Source organism: Halomonas sp. 7T, from assembly GCF_025643255.1.
In the GTDB taxonomy this organism is placed as follows: domain Bacteria; phylum Pseudomonadota; class Gammaproteobacteria; order Pseudomonadales; family Halomonadaceae; genus Vreelandella.
Genome location: NZ_CP087112.1, coordinates 2,515,616 through 2,532,429, shown reverse-complemented (window position 1 = coordinate 2,532,429; position 16,814 = coordinate 2,515,616). Strand labels below are relative to the sequence as shown.

Genomic DNA, 16,814 nt, shown 5'->3' with positions numbered 1-16,814 from the left:
TAAGTCGCTACGCAAGTGGTGAAAATAATAGCGACCATAAGGAGATAGGCATGACCAAACAGGTAGCAATCGTACTAGCGGGCTGCGGCGTTTTTGATGGTTCAGAAATTTATGAAACCACGCTAACCCTGCTGCGCCTGGATCAGTTAGGCATTGGTTACCGCTGTTTTGCGCCGGATGTAGAGCAGCATCATGTGATTAACCATATCACCCAGACTCCTGTTGAAGGAGAGCAGCGCAATGTACTGCAAGAGTCGGCCCGTCTAGCCCGTGGTGAGATCAGTCCGATCACTGAACTAAACGCCGATGAGTTTGACGCGGTTATTGTGCCCGGTGGCTTTGGCGTCGCCAAGAACCTGTCTGACTTCGCGACACAAGGCGATAACATGCAGGTGTTAGAGAGCTTAAAAGACGCGTTGGCGGGATTTAAGCAAGAAGCGAAACCCATCGGCTTGATGTGTATTGCACCGGTGATGGTGCCTCGCCTGTTAGGTGATGGTATTGCGGTCACTATAGGTAATGAGCCTAGCGTGTCGGGTGCGATCAGTGCGATGGGTGGGTTACATCGTAGCTGTAGTGTTGAAGACATTGTCGTGGACTTAGAACATCGCGTTGTGACAACGCCTGCCTATATGCTTGCCACGCGGATTAGCGAAGCCGCCACGGGTATCTTTAAATTGGTGGATCGTATTGATGAAATGATGGGTTAAACGAACGCTCTCCTCGGTTGGGCAAATAGAGCAAAAAGCCCCTGCTATCTAAGATGGCAGGGGCTTTTTAGTAAGCGTTTGCTAGTGCGTAATCGCTATTCATTCTCTTCATCGGCTGCTTCGTGGCTGCGCTTGCGCACTAAGCGGCCAAACAGTAGCCCCACTTCATAGAGTAGGTACATGGGGATAGCGAGAAGGCTCTGGGAAATAATGTCGGGGGGCGTTAATAGCATCCCCACGACAAAGCAGCCCAGCACAATATAAGGGCGTTTTTTGGAGAGGCTTTCAACGGTGGTCGCCCCTGAAAGAATCAGCAAGAAGGTAGCGATGGGAATTTCAAACGCCACGCCGAATGCAAAAAACAGCTTCAGCACAAAGTTAAGGTACTGATTGATATCCGTCATTACCGCGACGTTTTCTGGGCCTGTTTGGGTGAAGAACTCAAACAGCAGCGGAAACACCACGTAATAAGCAAACGCCGCGCCCGCGTAAAAAAGCGCAACGCTAGACACCAAGATAGGAATCGCCAGCGCTTTCTCATTGTCGTACAGCCCCGGTGCCACAAACGCCCATGCCTGGTGGAGCACAAAGGGGATTGCGATAAACACCGCCACCACTAAGGTCAGTTTAAAGGGGGCAAGGAAAGGAGACGCTACCTCGGTGGCAATCATCTGTGACCCTTCAGGTAGCAGGGCCATTAATGGATCGGCGACAAAGGTATAAATGTCGTTAGCAAAGGCATAAAGGCCGAGGAAGATCACCAGAATGACGACCACGGCTTTCATGAGGCGCGTTCGTAGCTCTATCAGGTGCTCAATAAGCGGGGCTTGGCTTTGCTCGTTTCGCGGCTCCTGTGAATCGCCAGACATGCTCATTGGGGATTGCTATCCTTTTTAAGATCGGCCTTTTTACCATTAGTCTGTTTGGCGTCGGCGTTTTCAGCGACCGTGCCAGCGTTTGGATCAACGGTACTAGCGTCTTCGCGTACCGTTTGCAGGGCATCGTCTAATCGTGCGCTGGCGCTGACGGCTCGCTGTTTGGTTTCGTGCTGCGCGGCGGGCGTTGAGGTACTTGCCGACGGTGCATCAGCAATGCTCTCAACGTCCTGCTTAGCTTTCTTTAAGCTGTCATCAAGCTTTTGCTGCTGTTCGTTTAACTTTTGGCGCAGCTCTTCTGCCTCCAGCTGGGCGCTAATTTCACGCTGCATACCGGATACCGTGCGCTTGATCTTGCCAATCCACATACCCGCAGTACGCGCTGCTTTGGGCAAGCGCTCAGGGCCAAGAACCAACAGCGCAACGATGCCAATAAGCATGAGTTCAAGGAAGCCGATATCCAGCATGGGTTATTTGCGCTCTTGGTGGCTGTCGGCAGGGCGGCTCTCTTCCTCGTGTGCCGAACGCTTCTCTTCGGCCTGCACATCGTAGGTATTGCCAGCCTCTTCATGGCTTACTTTTGCCTGGGGCTGGTCTGCGTCTTTTTTATCGCCGTCTTTCTCTTCTTCGTGCATCGCTTTTTTGAAGCCTTTGACTGCACCGCCTAGGTCGGTGCCCACATTACGCAGCTTTTTAGTGCCGAAAATCAGGATGATAATGCCCAGAACAATCAGCAGCTGCCAAATACTGATACCACCTAACATATGCATTTCCTCATCGGTGCAGGTTAACGTTGTGTGCGAGACGCTTTTTCATCGTGACCAGAAATACCCAACCGCTGTGCCAGCTCATCGAGTACGCAGTGGTGATCCAGGTCGAGGTGCGACAGCATCACCAGGCTATGAAACCACAGGTCGGCGGTTTCAGCGATCAGCGCTTGACGCGCTTGAGCGTCGCCGTGTTCGGCGTCCTTTGCTGCGAGCAGCGTTTCGGTCGCTTCTTCGCCGACTTTCTCGAGTATCTTGTTCAAACCCTTATGATGCAAGGAGGCAACATAAGAATCTTCTGCTGACGCGTGGCGGCGCTGCTTCAATACCTCGGCTAATGCATCCAGGACAGGCGTTGGGTTAGCGGTTGTACTCATGGTGTTCCTTTGTTGATCGGCAGAGCGTTTACGTTTCGCGCAGGCGTTCGTAAGGGGTTATTGCCATAACAGTAGCAGTAGCCCCAGGCCAGCCGCTGCTAAGACGGGCCACTCTTGGGTGGCCGCCCAGCTGCTGAGCGGCTGCCATGCCAGCGCTATGGCCACCAAAATTAAACCTACTCGTAGCCGGTACTGACGTTTGCCTTGGCGCGTTAACTGGCTGCGCATGTTGCTTAGCGCGCTGACCTGTTGGTGGCGCTGGCGATGCTCATGCTCCATGCGGCTGAGCGCCTGGTGCGCCAATACCGGAAGCTCCGGTAACTGATGGGAAAGTTCAGGCGCTTGGCGCTTTAAGGACTCCCAAAGGCCGCTTACCCCGGCTCGGTCTTTCATCCACTGCTCAAGGTAGGGTTTTGCGGTGCTCCATAAATCCAGGTCTGGATAGAGCTGGCGGCCTAGGCCCTCGATGTTAAGCAATGTTTTCTGCAGTAGCACCAGCTGGGGTTGCACTTCCATATTAAAACGCCGTGCGGTTTGAAACAGCCCCAACAGCACCTGCCCGAAAGAAATATCTTTTAGCGGCTTCTCTAGAATTGGTTCGCAAACGGTACGAATAGCGGCGGCAAACTCATTGGCGCGGGTATTTTCGCCTACCCAACCGGATTCAATGTGCAGCGCCGCCACTTCGTAGTAATCCTGATGGAAAAACGCCAGAAGGTTGCGTGCCAAGTAGTCTTGGTCTTCCCGGGTTAAGCTACCCACAATACCGCAATCGATGGCGATATATTGCGGATCCTCAGGGTTATCACAGTTAACAAAAATATTGCCGGGGTGCATATCGGCATGGAAAAAATTATCGCGGAACACCTGGGTGAAAAATAGCTCTACCCCGCGTTCGGCCAGTTTTTTCAGGTTAGTGCCCCGGGCTATCAGGGTGTCGAGGTCAGCGACCGGTACGCCGCGAATGCGTTCTTGTACCATGACATGCCGACGAGTGAAGGGCCAATAAATGGTCGGCACAAACAGCAACGGTGAGTCTTTAAAATTACGCTTTAGCTGTGAGGTGTTGGCGGCTTCTTTGTAGAGGTCGAGTTCGTCAAACAGCGTGGCTTCATAATCGCGGATGACTTCCACCGGGCGCAGTCGCTTGGCTTCGGGCACTTTAGCGAATAGCCTAGCGACGTGATACATGAGCGCCATATCCTGGCGCATAATTCGATCAATGCCGGGACGGATGATTTTCACCACGACGTCTTCACCGGTATGCAGCGTTGCAGCGTGTACTTGAGCAATCGAAGCGGAGGCGAGCGGCGCCCTGTCAAATGCCGCAAACGCTTCGGTTAGCGACATGTCTAGCGCTTTTTCCACCCTTGCCGCCGCCTTTTCGCCGGGGAAGGGGGGTACTTGGTCTTGCAGACGCTTCAATTCATCGGCAATGTCTTCAGGCAGCAAGTCGCGCCGTGTGGAGAGCATTTGACCAAACTTGATAAAAATAGGCCCAAGCGCTTCAAGCGCCAGCCGTAATCGCTCGCCTCGGGAGCGATTCCCTACCGGGACTAAGCGCAGCGGGGAAAACCACATTAGCGTGCGTAGCCATAGCGGCAGTCGTTCAATGGGGATCAAGGTGTCCAGACGGTGGCGTGCCACCACCCAGACAATTTTGAACAGCCGCAGGCTCATGGGCGCTGCTCCTTGGTATTCACAGGCACATTCGTTGGCGTCGCTAGCTGATGCAAACGGCGTTGTAAACGGTTTAGGCGCGCCTCAAGGCGGTCGGTGGCCACCTCAAGTTCCGTTAAGTGGTCACGCAATACGTTGCGCTGTTGACGGCCCGGGAGCAGACGGGCTTCTTCAAACACATACTCTGAAACGTCTTGAAGTAGCTCGTCTTTGGTCCGAAGCCCCCAGCGGGCAGCACGGCGTATGCCCTCCGCCAGCGAGTGTGCCGGTAGATCGCCCAGCCAGCCAGCTAGTTCGCCCTCCCAGTCGATATCCAGGTCAAAGAGCAGGTCGCGGGTGGCTTCTAATAGATGGATACGGCCTCGTACAGCCAGTTTGCCGTCAAACATCAGCCGCTCTATAGAGGCGCCGCTAAGCCACTCGGAGAGGGTTTCAGGGGTAAGCTCCACCACGGCATCGACATCACTCTCCGCCACCTCATCGCCATACTGCAGGTCAATACCCGCAGCGTGGTAGCACAGCAGCAGCGCTAAATGAGGCTTCTCTAGGCGTACCAGCAAACGGCTTCCCGCTAGCTGAGCAAGCCGATGAGGAGCCGCTGGGTCGCGAGCGAGGAGGGCGTTCAACGTGCGTTCACATCCGGCCAGCAGTAGGGTTGGGGTTACCAGCATGCTGACCTCTTGTTCAGTAACATCATGGTTTACAGTGACTTCATAATTTGATGCCACGGTGAAGGGCAACAATACCACCGGTCAGGTTGGTATATTCAACCCGTTCAAGGCCTGCGGCTTCCATCATCCCTTTCAGGGTTTCCTGGTCTGGATGCATGCGGATTGACTCCGCTAGATAGCGGTAGCTTTCGCCGTCGCCTGCTACTAGCTCGCCCATTTTGGGTAACAGGCGGAAGGAGTACTCGTCGTAGGCTTTGGAAAGCAGCGGGTTGCTGGGTTTGGAAAACTCAAGCACTAATAACCGGCCGCCGGGTTTCAGTACCCGCGCCATGGAGCGAAGCGCAGCGTCTTTATCGGTGACGTTACGCAGGCCAAAGGCAATGGTAATGCAGTCAAAGCTGTTATCAGGAAACGGCAGGCACTCGGCATTCGCCTGAACGTACTCAACGTTACCGCCAACGCCGTTATCCATCAGCTTGTCGCGGCCTACTTTTAGCATGGAAGCGTTGATATCCGCGAGCACGACTTTGCCGCTAGGGCCAACTAAGCGTGAAAACTTAAGCGTTAAATCGCCGGTGCCGCCAGCAATATCCAAGACCTGATGGCCAGGGCGAACGCCTGCGCGCTCAATGGTGAGGCGCTTCCAAACGCGGTGAATGCCCATGGACATCAGGTCATTCATCACATCGTAACGAGCGGCAACCGAGTGAAACACGTCGGCCACGCGAGAGGCTTTCTCGTCAACGGGCACTTCTTGGTAGCCAAAGTGGGTCGTGCGTTTATCCGTGGGGCTCATGGGGCGGTAGCTCCCGAGTTCGAGGCGGTAATAATCGACCGAGTGGTCGTCGCATTAAAAAGATTGGCGATATTGTAGCCTTCTCTGCCCCAATTTGTCTGCGCTTCACCTGGGGCGCAGCGTCACAGCTGTTTAAATTGGATGCTGGCTGGTTCGCGGGAGGCGCCTGCTTCCTCTAATCGCTGGAGGTAGTTTTGCCAGTAGGCATCCTGATGCTGGGCAAGGTCAAACAGGTAGTTCCAGCTGTAAAGGCCGCTATCATGCCCGTCGTCAAAGTGTAGCTTCAGCGCGTAATTACCCGCTTGGGTAATGTTTTGTAGGCCAACATCCTTTTTGCCAACTTGAAGCACCGCTGTGTCGCCGCCGTGGCCGCGCACTTCAGCCGAGGGGGAGTAGACCCGTAAAAATTCGACCGGGAGGCGGTAGTTTTCGCCGTTAGCATAACCAAGCTCCAGCTCGCGGGCCTGCTTATGGTAGTGCACTCGTATGGGCGTTGGAGCGTTCATGAATACGGAGACCTCGTGACGATAAGTAGCAAAAACAGCCTGCCCGCGGAAACGCGAGCAAGCTGCCGGTGGCTATTTTAATTGTATCGCTTACAGAGAGTAGCGCTTACAGAATATAGCGCGACAGGTCTTCGTCGACCGCCAGTTCGCCTAGCTGGGCATTGACGTAATCAGCATCGATGACCAGGGGGCTATCCATGTCGCCACCTTTAAACGAGGCTTCTTCCAGCAAGCGTTCCAACACGGTGTGCAGGCGGCGCGCGCCGATATTTTCGGTACCTTCGTTGACCTGCCACGAAATCTCGGCAATGCGTTCGATACCGTCTGGCGTGAACTCGATATCCAGTCCTTCCGTCGCCAGTAGCGCTTGATACTGCTTGGTCAGCGAAGCGGATGGCTCGGTGAGAATCCGCTGGAAGTCGCCCGGTGTCAGCGCGTCTAGCTCAACGCGAATCGGCAGGCGTCCCTGCAGCTCAGGAATCAAGTCTGAAGGGCGCGACAGGTGGAAAGCACCGGAGGCAATAAATAGAATGTGATCGGTTTTTACCATGCCGTACTTGGTAGAAACGGTAGAGCCTTCAATCAGCGGCAGCAGGTCGCGCTGTACGCCTTCGCGGGAGACTTCGCCGCCGCTGGACTGGCCGCTGCCCTTGGCGACTTTGTCAATCTCATCCAGGAACACAATGCCGTGCTGTTCAACGGCTTCAACGGCGCGGGCTTTAATCTCTTCTTCGTTGACCAGTTTGCTGGCTTCTTCGTCGCGCAGCAGTACCAGCGCTTCTTTCACCGTCACACGGCGCTGCTCGCGTTTTTGCTGGCCCATATTGGAGAACAGGCTCTGCAGCTGGCTGGTCATCTCTTCCATGCCCGGCGGGGTCATGATGTCGATGCCCTGGCCCTGGGAGGAGACCTCAATGTCGATCTCTTTATCGTCAAGCTGGCCTTCACGCAGCTTTTTACGGAAGGTTTGGCGAGTGCCGCTATCTTCGCGAGGTTTATCTTCCTGACCGCGGGGCGGCGGCAGCAGCGCATCGAGTACGCGGTCTTCGGCGGCGTCTTCGGCGCGATGGCCGACTTCTTCTTTGGCGTACTCGCGCACCATTTTAATGGCGGCTTCCATTAGGTCGCGAATAATCGACTCAACGTCGCGGCCCACGTAGCCCACCTCAGTGAACTTAGTGGCTTCTACTTTGATGAACGGCGCGCGCGCCAACTTGGCCAAGCGGCGGGCGATTTCGGTTTTACCCACGCCGGTAGGGCCAATCATTAGAATGTTTTTGGGCGTCACTTCGGGGCGCAGGTCGTCATCGAGCTGCATGCGACGCCAGCGGTTACGCAGCGCGATGGCGACGGCGCGTTTAGCGTCTTGCTGGCCAATAATGTATTGATCCAGGGCGTGAACAATTTCGCGGGGTGTCATCTGGGTCATAAAGTTGGCCTCAACGGTCGTTGATGTTCAGCTCTTCAAGCGTCACGTGATGATTGGTAAATACGCAGATGTCACCGGCGATTTGCAGGGATTTTTCGGTAATTTCGCGGGCGGAAAGCTCAGTGTTTTCGAGCAGCGCCCGGGCGCTGGCTTGGGCGTAGTTACCGCCAGAGCCAATCGCAATAATGCCGCGCTCAGGTTCGACGACATCGCCGTTGCCGGTAATGATCAGCGAGGCGCTGTGGTCGGCGACGGCCAACAGCGCTTCAAGGCGGCGCAGTGCGCGGTCGGTGCGCCAATCTTTGGCAAGCTCAACGGCGGCTTTGGTGAGGTGGCCTTGGTACTTTTCTAACTGTGCTTCAAAACGCTCAAACAGCGTAAACGCATCAGCGGTGCCACCGGCAAACCCTGCCAGCACTTTGCCGCGGTAGAGGCGGCGTACTTTGCTGGCATTGCCTTTCATAACGGTATTACCCAACGAAACCTGGCCGTCGCCAGCGAGTGCAACGTGGTTACCGCGGCGTACGGAAACAATCGTGGTCATGGAGATAACTCCTTGGGGGGAGGCGTGCTCCCGATGACTGATGGGCCGGCTACAGCGGCCGCACAAAAAGCGATTCCCAACAAAATGCGGGCGGCAGATAAAAAATCAACCGCCCGCATGATAAAGCCGTTAGATAAAGCGTGTTTGGGTCGTTTTGAGGCGCCGCGACCGCTAGTTTTGCAGTTGAATCAGCAGCGGCTCAATACCTTGAGTGCTCATCAAATCCTGAGCGCGGTTTAGTTCCCGAGTATCTTCATAGGGGCCGACTTGGACGCGGTGCCAGGTGTCGCCCCCGGCCTGCACTTCGCTGATTTGCGCCAGCAGGCTCAAGTTACGCAGGCGGCTGCGCAGCTGCTCGGCATCGCTAAATTCACGGAATGACGCCGCCTGGAGCATGTAGCGGTTGGCTGCGCTAGCGGGCACCTGCTGAACCGCCGCCGCTTGGTCGCTGGGGCGCGTATTAGCCGCGATAACCTGTGCGATGGGGTCGTTACTGGCGCTGCTGTCCGTGGCGCTGTCGGCAGACTGTTCGCTAACGTCTGGTCGCGTCACCGTAGAGGGGAGTGTGACTCCGGGCGCAATGACCTCGGTTTCAGGCAGCAGTGTATAGAACTCAAAAGTAGGCATTGAGGGTTCTGCTGCGCTCTCTGTTTGGCGGGCGGCACTGCGTTCATCGCTTCCCGGCGGCTTGGGGAGCACGGTCGCTTGAGGCGGGGTGGTGCTCGGCTCCTGCCAGGGGGCGGTGCCGTGTTGGTGCTGCGCTAGGAAAAAACCGACGGCCACCCCAGCTAGCCCCCACAGCCAGCCGGGGACGCGCCACCCGCCACCACGACGGGCAGGCTTGCGCTGCGTGGTGGCGCCACGGCGAGTAGGCTTTTTGCGTGGGCTTGCCATTGTTTACATCTCCTCTGGGGCGCTAACCCCCATGAGATCAAGCCCGTTCCGCAGCACTTGGCGAGTGGCTAAGCCAAGCGCTAAGCGCGTGTTGCGCAGGGTGTCGTCATCCACCATCACTTTGACGGCGTTGTAGCAGGTGTGGAAGTCACCGGCTAAATCCAGCAGGTATTGAGCGACTTGCTGAGGCTCGCGATTTTTAGAGGCGTTTTCAACTACTTCCGGGTAGCGAGCCAGGCGGTTAAGAACGGCTTTCTCCTGGTCGCTATCCAGTAGCGCTAAGTTAGCCATGGCGAGGCCATGATCAAAAGGCTGACCTGCATCTTCGGCTTTGCGCAGCATGCTGCACACACGGGCATGGGCGTACTGGATGTAGTAAACCGGGTTGTCATTTGACTGGGAGCGGGCGAGGTCGATATCAAACGTCAGCTGTGAATCAGCTTTGCGCGCCGCCAAGAAGAAGCGCGTGGCATCGCGGCCTACTTCATCAATCAGGTCGCGCACCGTCACATAGCTACCGGCGCGCTTGGAGAGTTTTACCTCAACGCCTGAGCGAGTCACCATGACCATCTGATGCAGTACGTAGTCGGGCCAGCCCTTAGGTATCCCCACTTCCAGGGCTTGCAGGCCAGCGCGTACACGGGTGACGGTGGAGTGGTGATCAGCACCTTGCTCGTTAATCACAGTTTTAAAGCCGCGCTGCCACTTGTTGAGGTGGTAGGCCACATCGGGCAGAAAGTAGGTATAGCCCCCTTCGCGCTTGCGCATGACGCGGTCTTTGTCGTCGCCAAAGTCGGTGGTGCGCAGCCACATGGCGCCATCTTCTTCATAAGTGTGGCCGTTGGCGACCAGTTTCTCGACGGTGGCGTCGACTTTGCCATCTTCATAAAGCGATGATTCTAAGAAGTAGACGTCAAATTCAACGCCGAAGGCTTTGAGGTCTAGATCCTGCTCCCGACGCAGCCAGGCAACGGCAAAGGCCTGGATGGCGTCCAAGTCATTCGCATCGCCTTTGGCGGTGACTTCACGGTCGTCGGCGGTGACGGTTTTACCGGCCATGTAGTCGTTGGCCACATCGGTAATGTACTCGCCACGGTAGCCGTCTGCCGGCCAGCTAGCATCATCAGGCCCTAGCCCTTTCGCGCGCGCCTGCACGGAAAGCGCGAGGTTTTTGATCTGGGCGCCCGCGTCGTTGTAGTAGAACTCACGGGTCACGTCATAACCCGTCGCTTCGAGCAAGCGGCATAGGCAGTCGCCAATCGCTGCCCCCCGGCCGTGGCCCACATGCAGCGGGCCAGTGGGGTTGGCGGAAACAAACTCCACCTGCACTTTTTCGCCTTTACCAATCAGGCTGCGGCCAAAGGCGTCGCCGCTATCCAGCGCTTGGGCGACGATTTGCGCAGCGGCATCGGCGGCGGCGAAAAAGTTGATAAACCCAGGGCCTGCAATCTCGGTTTTTTGAATCGCGTCGCTGGCGGGCAGGGCTGCCACCAGGGTGTCGGCCAGCTCGCGGGGCTTCATGCCTGCGGGCTTGGCCAGCATCAGCGCCAAATTAGTGGCGTAGTCGCCGTGGGCTTTATCTTTGGTGGGGTCCACTTTGATCGCGGGCGTTAAATCATTGGGCAGCACGCCTTGGTGCTTAAGCGCGTCTACCGCGCCTTCGAGCAGAGAAATAATCGTATCTTTCATTTAAATATCCGGGTGTCGTCGATCGCGGCGTGTGCATGCGCGCAGTTTTGCGGCGTCAAGGCGGCCATTATCGGCAATTGGCGCGCAGTTTCAAAGCCGTATTGCTGAGTAGGGTAGCGCAGACGGTAACGGGTGCGGCGCTGTTAAGCGAGGGTTTGCGGATCGATATCAATCGACCAGCGTACTTTACGCGCCTCGCGGTTAGCTTCAAGCCACTGTACCAGCCAGTTGGCAGCGGCGTGCCGCTGGCTGCGTTTATCGGCCGCCAGCATTACGTGAAGGTGGTAACGGTTTTGGCGCCGCTCCATAGGGGCGGGCACTGGGCCTAAACAGCGTACCGGCACCTCTGCTTCCTTTAACCACTGGCGAAGTGCCTGGGTAGCCTGTTGCGCCAAGGCAAGGGCCGCCTCTTCTTTAGGGCTCTCAAAGCGCAGTAGCGCCATAAAGCAGAACGGTGGCAGCTTAGCGATGCGGCGCTCTTCTAGCAGACTGCGTGCCAATGCGCTGTAGCCGTGTTCGGCAAGTTGGCCCAAGTGTGGGTCATCCGGGTGCAGGGTTTGAACTAACACCCGACCCGGGTGAGCGGCGCGACCAGCACGACCGGCAACCTGTTCCAGTAGTTGAGCGCTGTGTTCCAGAGCGCGGAAGTCAGCGGCATAAAGGCCGCCATCTGCATTGACCACGACCACGAGGGTGACATGGGGAAGGTGGTGGCCTTTGGCGAGCATCTGGGTACCCACTAACAGGCAAGGCTCTCCGCGCTGAATCTCTTTAAGTATCTGCTCAAAGCTCTCTTTTTTACGCGTGCTGTCGCGATCAATGCGGTGAACGGTAACGCTTGGGAAAAGCCCTTGCAGGGTTTCCTCGGTACGTTCGGTGCCGCTGCCTAGTGCGCGCAGGTCGCCGCTGCCGCACTCTGGGCAAGCGTCCGGCAGTGCGCGGCGGCTATCGCAGTGGTGGCAGGCCAGCAGCGGTGGCTGGCGGTGCAGCGTCATACGGGCGTCGCACTGGTGGCAATCGGCTATCCAGCCGCAGGCGTGGCAGGCAAGCGTGGGTGCGAAGCCTCGACGATTAATAAAGACCAGTACCTGCTTACCTGCATTAAGGGTGCTCTTGATGGCTTTGATGGCGCCTGGCAGTAGCCCGCCCTGACGGCGCTGGTGGCGTAGGTCAATAAGCTCTAACTTGGCAGGTGGGTGGCGGCTGGGACGTTGGGTCAGCCGCAAATGACGATACGTGCCGCAAAGCGCCTGCTGTAAGCTCTCAAGCGAAGGGGTGGCGCTGCCCAGCAGCAGCGGAATATCGTGGTAATGTGCCCTGGCAACGGCGAGGTCGCGGGCGTGGTAGCGCAGGCCGTCGTGCTGTTTATAAGAACCATCATGCTCCTCATCGACGATAATCACCCCCGGATTGGCGAGCGGGGTGAAAATCGCTGAGCGGGTGCCAATGATGACCAATGCCCGGCCGCTGGCGGCGGCTTCCCAAACATCCAGGCGCTCGGGGTCCGTTAACCCGGAGTGCAGTGCCACCACCGGCACGCGAAAGCGGCTTCTAAAGCGCGCTAGGGTTTGCGGCGTTAGGCCGATTTCCGGTACCAGCACTAAAGACTGCTTCCCTTTGGCGGCCAGCGCTTCGATGAGCTGTAGATAAATTTCGGTTTTGCCGCTACCGGTGACACCTTCTAACAAGCATGGGTGATAGCTGTCGAGTTTTTCATGCAGTGCCGCAAGGCAGGCGGCTTGCTCACGGTTCAGCGGCAGTGAGGGCGAGGCCAGCAGGCTACCGCCCGTCGGTTTGGGGGCCGTTAAAATCCGCTCTTCAGCGTGGGTAAAGCCTTTTTTTTGCAGCGCTAACAGCTGGTCGCGGGTAAAGCCATGGGCGCTGATTGCGCGCGCGGCCAGGCCGTGCGGATGCTGGCGAAGTAGGGCATAAAGCTCGGCTTGTTTAGGCGCGCGCTGCAGGGGGGATGCATCAGGCGTTTCGATGGGAAGCCACAGCGTTTGCGTTCGCCCGGCCATAGAGTGGCCTTGGCGCAGCCTGGCGGGCATCGCAAGTTGCATGGTGTCGCCCAGGCTGTGCTGGTAGTAACGAGCGGTAAAGTGGCACAGCCACTGCCAGTCGTTGGGCAGCGGCGCGTCATCCAGTACGTCACTAATCGTACGCAGCTGCGCGCGCGGTAGTTCGCTGTCAGTGGCGAGTGCCACAACAACGCCAACGACGTTTCGGTGACCAAAGGGTACGCGCACTCTTAACCCCGGCTGCCAGCCGGATGTTGGCGTTTCGCGGCCGGGTAGATAATCAAATAAGCGTCGCAAGGGAGATGGCAGGGCAACTTTAAGCACCTGGCAGCAGGAGGCTTGAGGTGGCTTTTGTGAGCCTCCCTGATAAGAAACAGAATCGGGCAATTGGCCTCCGGCGTTAAGTTTGCTAAAATGCGCGGCCGCTTTGAATCTATCGGATCGAGCGACTAACCGGTTAGTAGTTTTTCACACCCGTATGCGGTGCCTGGCAACGGATCAGGTGGCGGCATACCGCTCATGAGGCTCAAGATGAAACAAGGTATCCACCCGAATTACAACACGGTCACCGCTACTTGTTCTTGCGGTGCAAACTTCCAGGTTGGTTCTACCTCTGGTCAGGACTTCTCTCTGGACGTGTGCTCCAACTGCCACCCGTTCTATACCGGCAAGCAGAAGCAAGCGACCACTGGTGGCCGTGTAGAGCGCTTCAACAAGCGCTTTGGTGCTGCTGTTAAGCGCGGCTAATCCTAACGGATTTGCGCTTCGCAGGCACGTTATGTGCTTTGCGCAAAAGCCCACGCCTTGGCGTGGGCTTTTTTGTTGGCTGTTAAAAAGATGGTAGTGATGAGGCGCGCAAAAAGGTCATTGAGATGCTGCGGTGCATCAATAAGTAAACCTTTATGGCTGGTTGCCTGATGTATAAGTTGCAGCAAATGGCTGATAAAAGTTTCGAACGTGAGTTAAAATTCGCTAAAACGGCCGTTTTCCCGGCAGGTTGACTATGCGCTTGAGACCCTTGGGTTTTTTCTATATTCTGAAGTGACTTAACTACTTTAGGCTAATTGGACCCTGACCATGACGGATGCAAACAAGCAAGCGGCTCTGGATTATCACGCTAAACCGATTCCCGGTAAGCTTTCTGTGGAGTTAACTAAACCGACCGCGACGGCACGGGATCTGGCGCTGGCGTACAGCCCGGGCGTTGCTGAGCCGGTGCGTGAAATTGCCCGCGATGCGGAAAATGCGTACCGCTATACCGGTAAAGGGAATCTCGTCGCCGTTATTTCCGACGGTACTGCGATATTGGGTCTGGGGAATCTTGGGCCGCTGGCGAGTAAGCCGGTAATGGAAGGCAAGGGCGTGCTGTTTAAGTGCTTTGCTGGTATTAACTCTGTTGATATCGAAGTCGATGCCGAAAGCCCGCAGGCGTTTATTGATACGGTTGCCCGTATTGCCGATACCTGGGGTGGCATTAACCTGGAAGATATCAAAGCGCCGGAGTGCTTTGAGATCGAAAAGGCCTTGATCGAGCGCTGTAACATTCCTGTTTTCCATGATGATCAGCACGGTACTGCGATTGTGACTGCGGCGGGCATGCTGAATGCCTTAGATATCGCGGGCAAGTCGATTGATAACGTGAAGATCGTTTGCATGGGTGCAGGTGCCGCTGCGATTGCCTGTATGCGGTTGTTGGTATCCTGTGGTGCCAAAAAAGAGAACTTAGTCATGCTGGATCGTCGTGGGGTTATCCACACTCACCGCGACGGTATCAATGAGTATAAGGCTGAGTTTGCCCTCGACACTGATATGCGCACGCTAGATGATGCTATCGACGGGGCTGATGTGTTTATCGGTCTTTCTGGGCCTGGCTTACTCTCCGCCGAGCAGGTGAAGAAAATGGCCGCCGACCCGGTTATTTTTGCTTGCACCAACCCTGATCCGGAAATTCACCCGGACGTTGCCCGCGAAGCACGGCCAGATGTGATTATGGCCACTGGCCGCTCAGACTACCCCAACCAAGTAAACAACGTGCTGGGCTTCCCGTTTATTTTCCGCGGCGCCTTGGATGTTCGCGCTACGCGTATTAACGAAGCGATGAAGCTGGCTGCCGTGCACGCTCTGAAAGACCTGGCCCGCGAGCCGGTACCCCAGGAAGTATTGGATGCCTACGAGCGCACTGAAATGAGCTTTGGTCGTGAGTACATTATTCCCACACCGGTGGATATTCGCCTGCTAGCGCGTATTTCCTCTGCTGTCGCCCAGGCAGCCGTTGATTCCGGTGTGGCGCGTAAGCCTTACCCGGCTCACTACCCGCTGAAAACCATTAACGATGTTTACGGCAACTAAGTAACCGTAAGCTGCTGCGCTATACGCGTTAAGCCTACGCCCGCTAACCAGCGGGCGTAGTTGTTTTTAGGGCAGAGGAAAGTGTGAAGGAGAGTGTCTAGGCTTGCGGGTAGCGTGTCAGCCCTTCTTGGGCGGTAGAGGCCACTAAGCGGCCATCGCGCTGGTAAATATGGCCACGTGCCAAGCCGCGGGCGCCACCTGCCCAGGGGGAGTCAATGACGTAAAGCAGCCATTCGTCCAGCCGTGTATCCTCATGCAACCATAGCGCATGATCGAGGCTGGCGATGCGCAGCTTCGGGTCGGTGTATTTAATGCCGTGGGGGATTAGCCCCGTGGTGAGCAGGTTGAAATCAGACGCATAGGAGAGCAGGTGGCGATGCAGTGCCGGGTCGTTAGGCAGCGTGCCACCCGCTAAACGAAACCACAGGCACTGACCTGCAGGCGCACCATTATCCGGATTTTCCGGTAAGTGTAAAAATTCAATGGGGTGGCCAGGAAAGCGGGCATGCTTAACGTCGCCGCTTTCAATCAGCGCTTCGGGTGTCGGTACTGTTGGCATAGTCCGCTGGTGGCTGATCCCGGCTTCCTCGCTTTGAAACGAGGCACTGCAGAAGAAGATAGGCCGGCCTTTTTGAATCGCCGTTACCCGCCTAGTGGTAAAGCTGCCGCCATCACGAATGGTATCTACTTGGTAGACAACCGGGCGATGGGGGTCGCCTGGGCGAAGAAAGTAGCCGTGCTGGGAGTGGGGGCGGCGTTCATTGGGTACCGTTCGAGCCGCCGCTGCTAGTGCTTGGCCTAATACTTGGCCGCCGTAAAGCTGGGGGAAGCCCAAGTCTTGGCTTTGGCCTCGGAAGAGCGTCTCTTCGAGGGGCTCCAACTCTAGTAAACTTACCAGCGTATTCAGCGCATCATTCATGCTCAGTGTCCTTGGTGCTGTCTGTTATGCCGCCGATGGCCGAAAGCGTACCTGGTGCGGCTATCCAATGATTAAAACGATCGTTTTGCTACCTTAGCGGAGTTTGCCTTGATACGCAGCGATGAATTTTATATGCACCGGGCGCTAGACCAAGCGCATCTGGCCTATGCAGCGGGTGAAGTGCCGGTGGGTGCCGTGGTGATTGACGCTCAGGGTAATATTATTGGGATGGGCTGTAATGCGCCAGTGGCGAGCTGTGACCCCAGTAGCCATGCCGAAATTCGCGCGCTGCGTGAGGCGGGACAGCAGCTGGGTAACTATCGTTTAGAAGGCTGTACGCTGTTTGTGACGTTAGAGCCCTGCATGATGTGTGCGGGTGCCATGGTGCACGCACGCTTAAGCCGCTTAGTCTACGGCGCCGCTGAACCGCGCACCGGCATGGTCGAATCAAAAGCTAACCTGCTGGCCCAGCCCTGGTTTAATCACCAAGTGGCGGTGACATCCGGTGTGCTGGCGACGCCTGCAAAAAAGCTGCTAAAACGCTTTTTCAGCGATCGACGGCTATGACTTGGTGATAAGACCTAGTAATA

18 protein-coding genes are annotated in these 16,814 nt (G+C 56.4%); 4 read left to right on the top strand and 14 right to left on the bottom strand.

Going from position 1 to position 16,814, the window contains the following annotated elements; genetic code table 11:
• The first annotated feature begins 50 nt into the window (after positions 1–50).
• Positions 51–710 (top strand): isoprenoid biosynthesis glyoxalase ElbB, encoded by a 660-nt coding sequence (elbB, locus tag LOS15_RS11820; RefSeq protein WP_263066164.1) that lies wholly within the window; start codon positions 51–53, stop codon positions 708–710.
• Between the two features lie 95 nt (positions 711–805).
• Here the strand turns inward: elbB and tatC are convergent, their stop codons facing one another.
• The 13 genes from tatC to LOS15_RS11755 all read right to left on the bottom strand — a co-directional run bounded on the left by tatC (position 806) and on the right by LOS15_RS11755 (position 13,343).
• A complete protein-coding gene (gene tatC, locus LOS15_RS11815) occupies positions 806–1,585 on the bottom strand; it encodes a twin-arginine translocase subunit TatC (RefSeq protein WP_263066162.1) in 780 nt (259 codons plus the stop codon).
• Positions 1,582–2,052, bottom strand: a complete 471-nt coding sequence (tatB, locus tag LOS15_RS11810; protein WP_263066160.1) for a Sec-independent protein translocase protein TatB — start codon at positions 2,050–2,052, stop codon at positions 1,582–1,584. The genes tatC and tatB overlap by 4 nt, the downstream gene beginning before the upstream one ends.
• A 3-nt stretch (positions 2,053–2,055) precedes the next feature.
• Complete coding sequence (gene tatA / locus LOS15_RS11805; protein WP_263066158.1) at positions 2,056–2,349, bottom strand: Sec-independent protein translocase subunit TatA; 294 nt, start codon at positions 2,347–2,349, stop codon at positions 2,056–2,058.
• Positions 2,350–2,372: 23 nt separating this feature from the next.
• On the bottom strand, positions 2,373–2,729 hold the full coding sequence (locus tag LOS15_RS11800) for a phosphoribosyl-ATP diphosphatase (RefSeq protein ID WP_263066156.1): 357 nt from the start codon (positions 2,727–2,729) through the stop codon (positions 2,373–2,375).
• A 57-nt stretch (positions 2,730–2,786) separates the two neighbouring features.
• A complete protein-coding gene (ubiB, locus tag LOS15_RS11795) occupies positions 2,787–4,409 on the bottom strand; it encodes a ubiquinone biosynthesis regulatory protein kinase UbiB (RefSeq protein WP_263066155.1) in 1,623 nt (540 codons plus the stop codon).
• Entirely contained in the window at positions 4,406–5,080 is a 675-nt protein-coding gene (locus tag LOS15_RS11790) for an SCP2 domain-containing protein (RefSeq protein WP_263066154.1), read from the bottom strand. Before LOS15_RS11790 ends, ubiB begins: the two co-directional genes overlap by 4 nt.
• A 40-nt stretch (positions 5,081–5,120) precedes the next feature.
• Complete coding sequence (gene ubiE / locus LOS15_RS11785; RefSeq protein ID WP_263066153.1) at positions 5,121–5,876, bottom strand: bifunctional demethylmenaquinone methyltransferase/2-methoxy-6-polyprenyl-1,4-benzoquinol methylase UbiE; 756 nt, start codon at positions 5,874–5,876, stop codon at positions 5,121–5,123.
• Positions 5,877–5,998: 122 nt separating this feature from the next.
• Positions 5,999–6,382, bottom strand: a complete 384-nt coding sequence (locus LOS15_RS11780; RefSeq protein ID WP_263066152.1) for a DUF971 domain-containing protein — start codon at positions 6,380–6,382, stop codon at positions 5,999–6,001.
• A gap of 106 nt (positions 6,383–6,488) precedes the next feature.
• A complete protein-coding gene (hslU, locus tag LOS15_RS11775; RefSeq protein WP_263066151.1) occupies positions 6,489–7,811 on the bottom strand; it encodes an ATP-dependent protease ATPase subunit HslU in 1,323 nt (440 codons plus the stop codon).
• A gap of 10 nt (positions 7,812–7,821) precedes the next feature.
• Complete coding sequence (gene hslV / locus LOS15_RS11770; RefSeq protein ID WP_263066149.1) at positions 7,822–8,355, bottom strand: ATP-dependent protease subunit HslV; 534 nt, start codon at positions 8,353–8,355, stop codon at positions 7,822–7,824.
• Positions 8,356–8,526: 171 nt separating this feature from the next.
• Positions 8,527–9,249 carry an SPOR domain-containing protein gene (locus LOS15_RS11765; protein ID WP_263066147.1) on the bottom strand — a complete coding sequence of 241 codons (723 nt, stop codon included), beginning with the start codon at positions 9,247–9,249 and terminating at the stop codon, positions 8,527–8,529.
• Between the two features lie 3 nt (positions 9,250–9,252).
• Positions 9,253–10,938 carry an arginine--tRNA ligase gene (argS, locus tag LOS15_RS11760; RefSeq protein WP_263066146.1) on the bottom strand — a complete coding sequence of 562 codons (1,686 nt, stop codon included), beginning with the start codon at positions 10,936–10,938 and terminating at the stop codon, positions 9,253–9,255.
• Positions 10,939–11,081: 143 nt separating this feature from the next.
• Positions 11,082–13,343, bottom strand: a complete 2,262-nt coding sequence (locus LOS15_RS11755; protein ID WP_263066145.1) for a primosomal protein N' — start codon at positions 13,341–13,343, stop codon at positions 11,082–11,084.
• Positions 13,344–13,487: 144 nt separating this feature from the next.
• Between LOS15_RS11755 and rpmE the strand changes: the two genes are divergently transcribed.
• Positions 13,488–13,703 carry a 50S ribosomal protein L31 gene (rpmE, locus tag LOS15_RS11750; RefSeq protein WP_009099080.1) on the top strand — a complete coding sequence of 72 codons (216 nt, stop codon included), beginning with the start codon at positions 13,488–13,490 and terminating at the stop codon, positions 13,701–13,703.
• 330 nt (positions 13,704–14,033) lie between these two features.
• Positions 14,034–15,305 carry a malic enzyme-like NAD(P)-binding protein gene (locus tag LOS15_RS11745; RefSeq protein ID WP_263066142.1) on the top strand — a complete coding sequence of 424 codons (1,272 nt, stop codon included), beginning with the start codon at positions 14,034–14,036 and terminating at the stop codon, positions 15,303–15,305.
• Between the two features lie 97 nt (positions 15,306–15,402).
• Here LOS15_RS11745 and LOS15_RS11740 read toward each other — a convergent pair whose 3' ends face one another.
• Entirely contained in the window at positions 15,403–16,224 is an 822-nt protein-coding gene (locus LOS15_RS11740) for an acyl-CoA thioesterase (RefSeq protein WP_263066141.1), read from the bottom strand.
• A gap of 132 nt (positions 16,225–16,356) precedes the next feature.
• Between LOS15_RS11740 and tadA the strand changes: the two genes are divergently transcribed.
• Complete coding sequence (gene tadA / locus LOS15_RS11735) at positions 16,357–16,791, top strand: tRNA adenosine(34) deaminase TadA (protein ID WP_263069710.1); 435 nt, start codon at positions 16,357–16,359, stop codon at positions 16,789–16,791.
• Positions 16,792–16,814: the final 23 nt, after the last annotated feature.

What these genes read in the sequence shown, in the direction of transcription:
- elbB (WP_263066164.1), top strand. Translation starts at nt 51, where the DNA reads ATGACCAAACAGGTAGCAATCGTACTAGCGGGCTGCGGCGTTTTTGAT.
- ubiE (WP_263066153.1), bottom strand. Translation starts at nt 5,876, where the DNA reads ATGAGCCCCACGGATAAACGCACGACCCACTTTGGCTACCAAGAAGTG.
- LOS15_RS11790 (WP_263066154.1), bottom strand. Translation starts at nt 5,080, where the DNA reads ATGCTGGTAACCCCAACCCTACTGCTGGCCGGATGTGAACGCACGTTG.
- LOS15_RS11740 (WP_263066141.1), bottom strand. Translation starts at nt 16,224, where the DNA reads ATGAATGATGCGCTGAATACGCTGGTAAGTTTACTAGAGTTGGAGCCC.
- ubiB (WP_263066155.1), bottom strand. Translation starts at nt 4,409, where the DNA reads ATGAGCCTGCGGCTGTTCAAAATTGTCTGGGTGGTGGCACGCCACCGT.
- tatC (WP_263066162.1), bottom strand. Translation starts at nt 1,585, where the DNA reads ATGAGCATGTCTGGCGATTCACAGGAGCCGCGAAACGAGCAAAGCCAA.
- tadA (WP_263069710.1), top strand. Translation starts at nt 16,357, where the DNA reads ATGCACCGGGCGCTAGACCAAGCGCATCTGGCCTATGCAGCGGGTGAA.
- tatA (WP_263066158.1), bottom strand. Translation starts at nt 2,349, where the DNA reads ATGTTAGGTGGTATCAGTATTTGGCAGCTGCTGATTGTTCTGGGCATT.
- LOS15_RS11800 (WP_263066156.1), bottom strand. Translation starts at nt 2,729, where the DNA reads ATGAGTACAACCGCTAACCCAACGCCTGTCCTGGATGCATTAGCCGAG.
- argS (WP_263066146.1), bottom strand. Translation starts at nt 10,938, where the DNA reads ATGAAAGATACGATTATTTCTCTGCTCGAAGGCGCGGTAGACGCGCTT.
- rpmE (WP_009099080.1), top strand. Translation starts at nt 13,488, where the DNA reads ATGAAACAAGGTATCCACCCGAATTACAACACGGTCACCGCTACTTGT.
- LOS15_RS11780 (WP_263066152.1), bottom strand. Translation starts at nt 6,382, where the DNA reads ATGAACGCTCCAACGCCCATACGAGTGCACTACCATAAGCAGGCCCGC.
- hslU (WP_263066151.1), bottom strand. Translation starts at nt 7,811, where the DNA reads ATGACCCAGATGACACCCCGCGAAATTGTTCACGCCCTGGATCAATAC.
- tatB (WP_263066160.1), bottom strand. Translation starts at nt 2,052, where the DNA reads ATGCTGGATATCGGCTTCCTTGAACTCATGCTTATTGGCATCGTTGCG.
- hslV (WP_263066149.1), bottom strand. Translation starts at nt 8,355, where the DNA reads ATGACCACGATTGTTTCCGTACGCCGCGGTAACCACGTTGCACTCGCT.
- LOS15_RS11765 (WP_263066147.1), bottom strand. Translation starts at nt 9,249, where the DNA reads ATGGCAAGCCCACGCAAAAAGCCTACTCGCCGTGGCGCCACCACGCAG.
- LOS15_RS11745 (WP_263066142.1), top strand. Translation starts at nt 14,034, where the DNA reads ATGACGGATGCAAACAAGCAAGCGGCTCTGGATTATCACGCTAAACCG.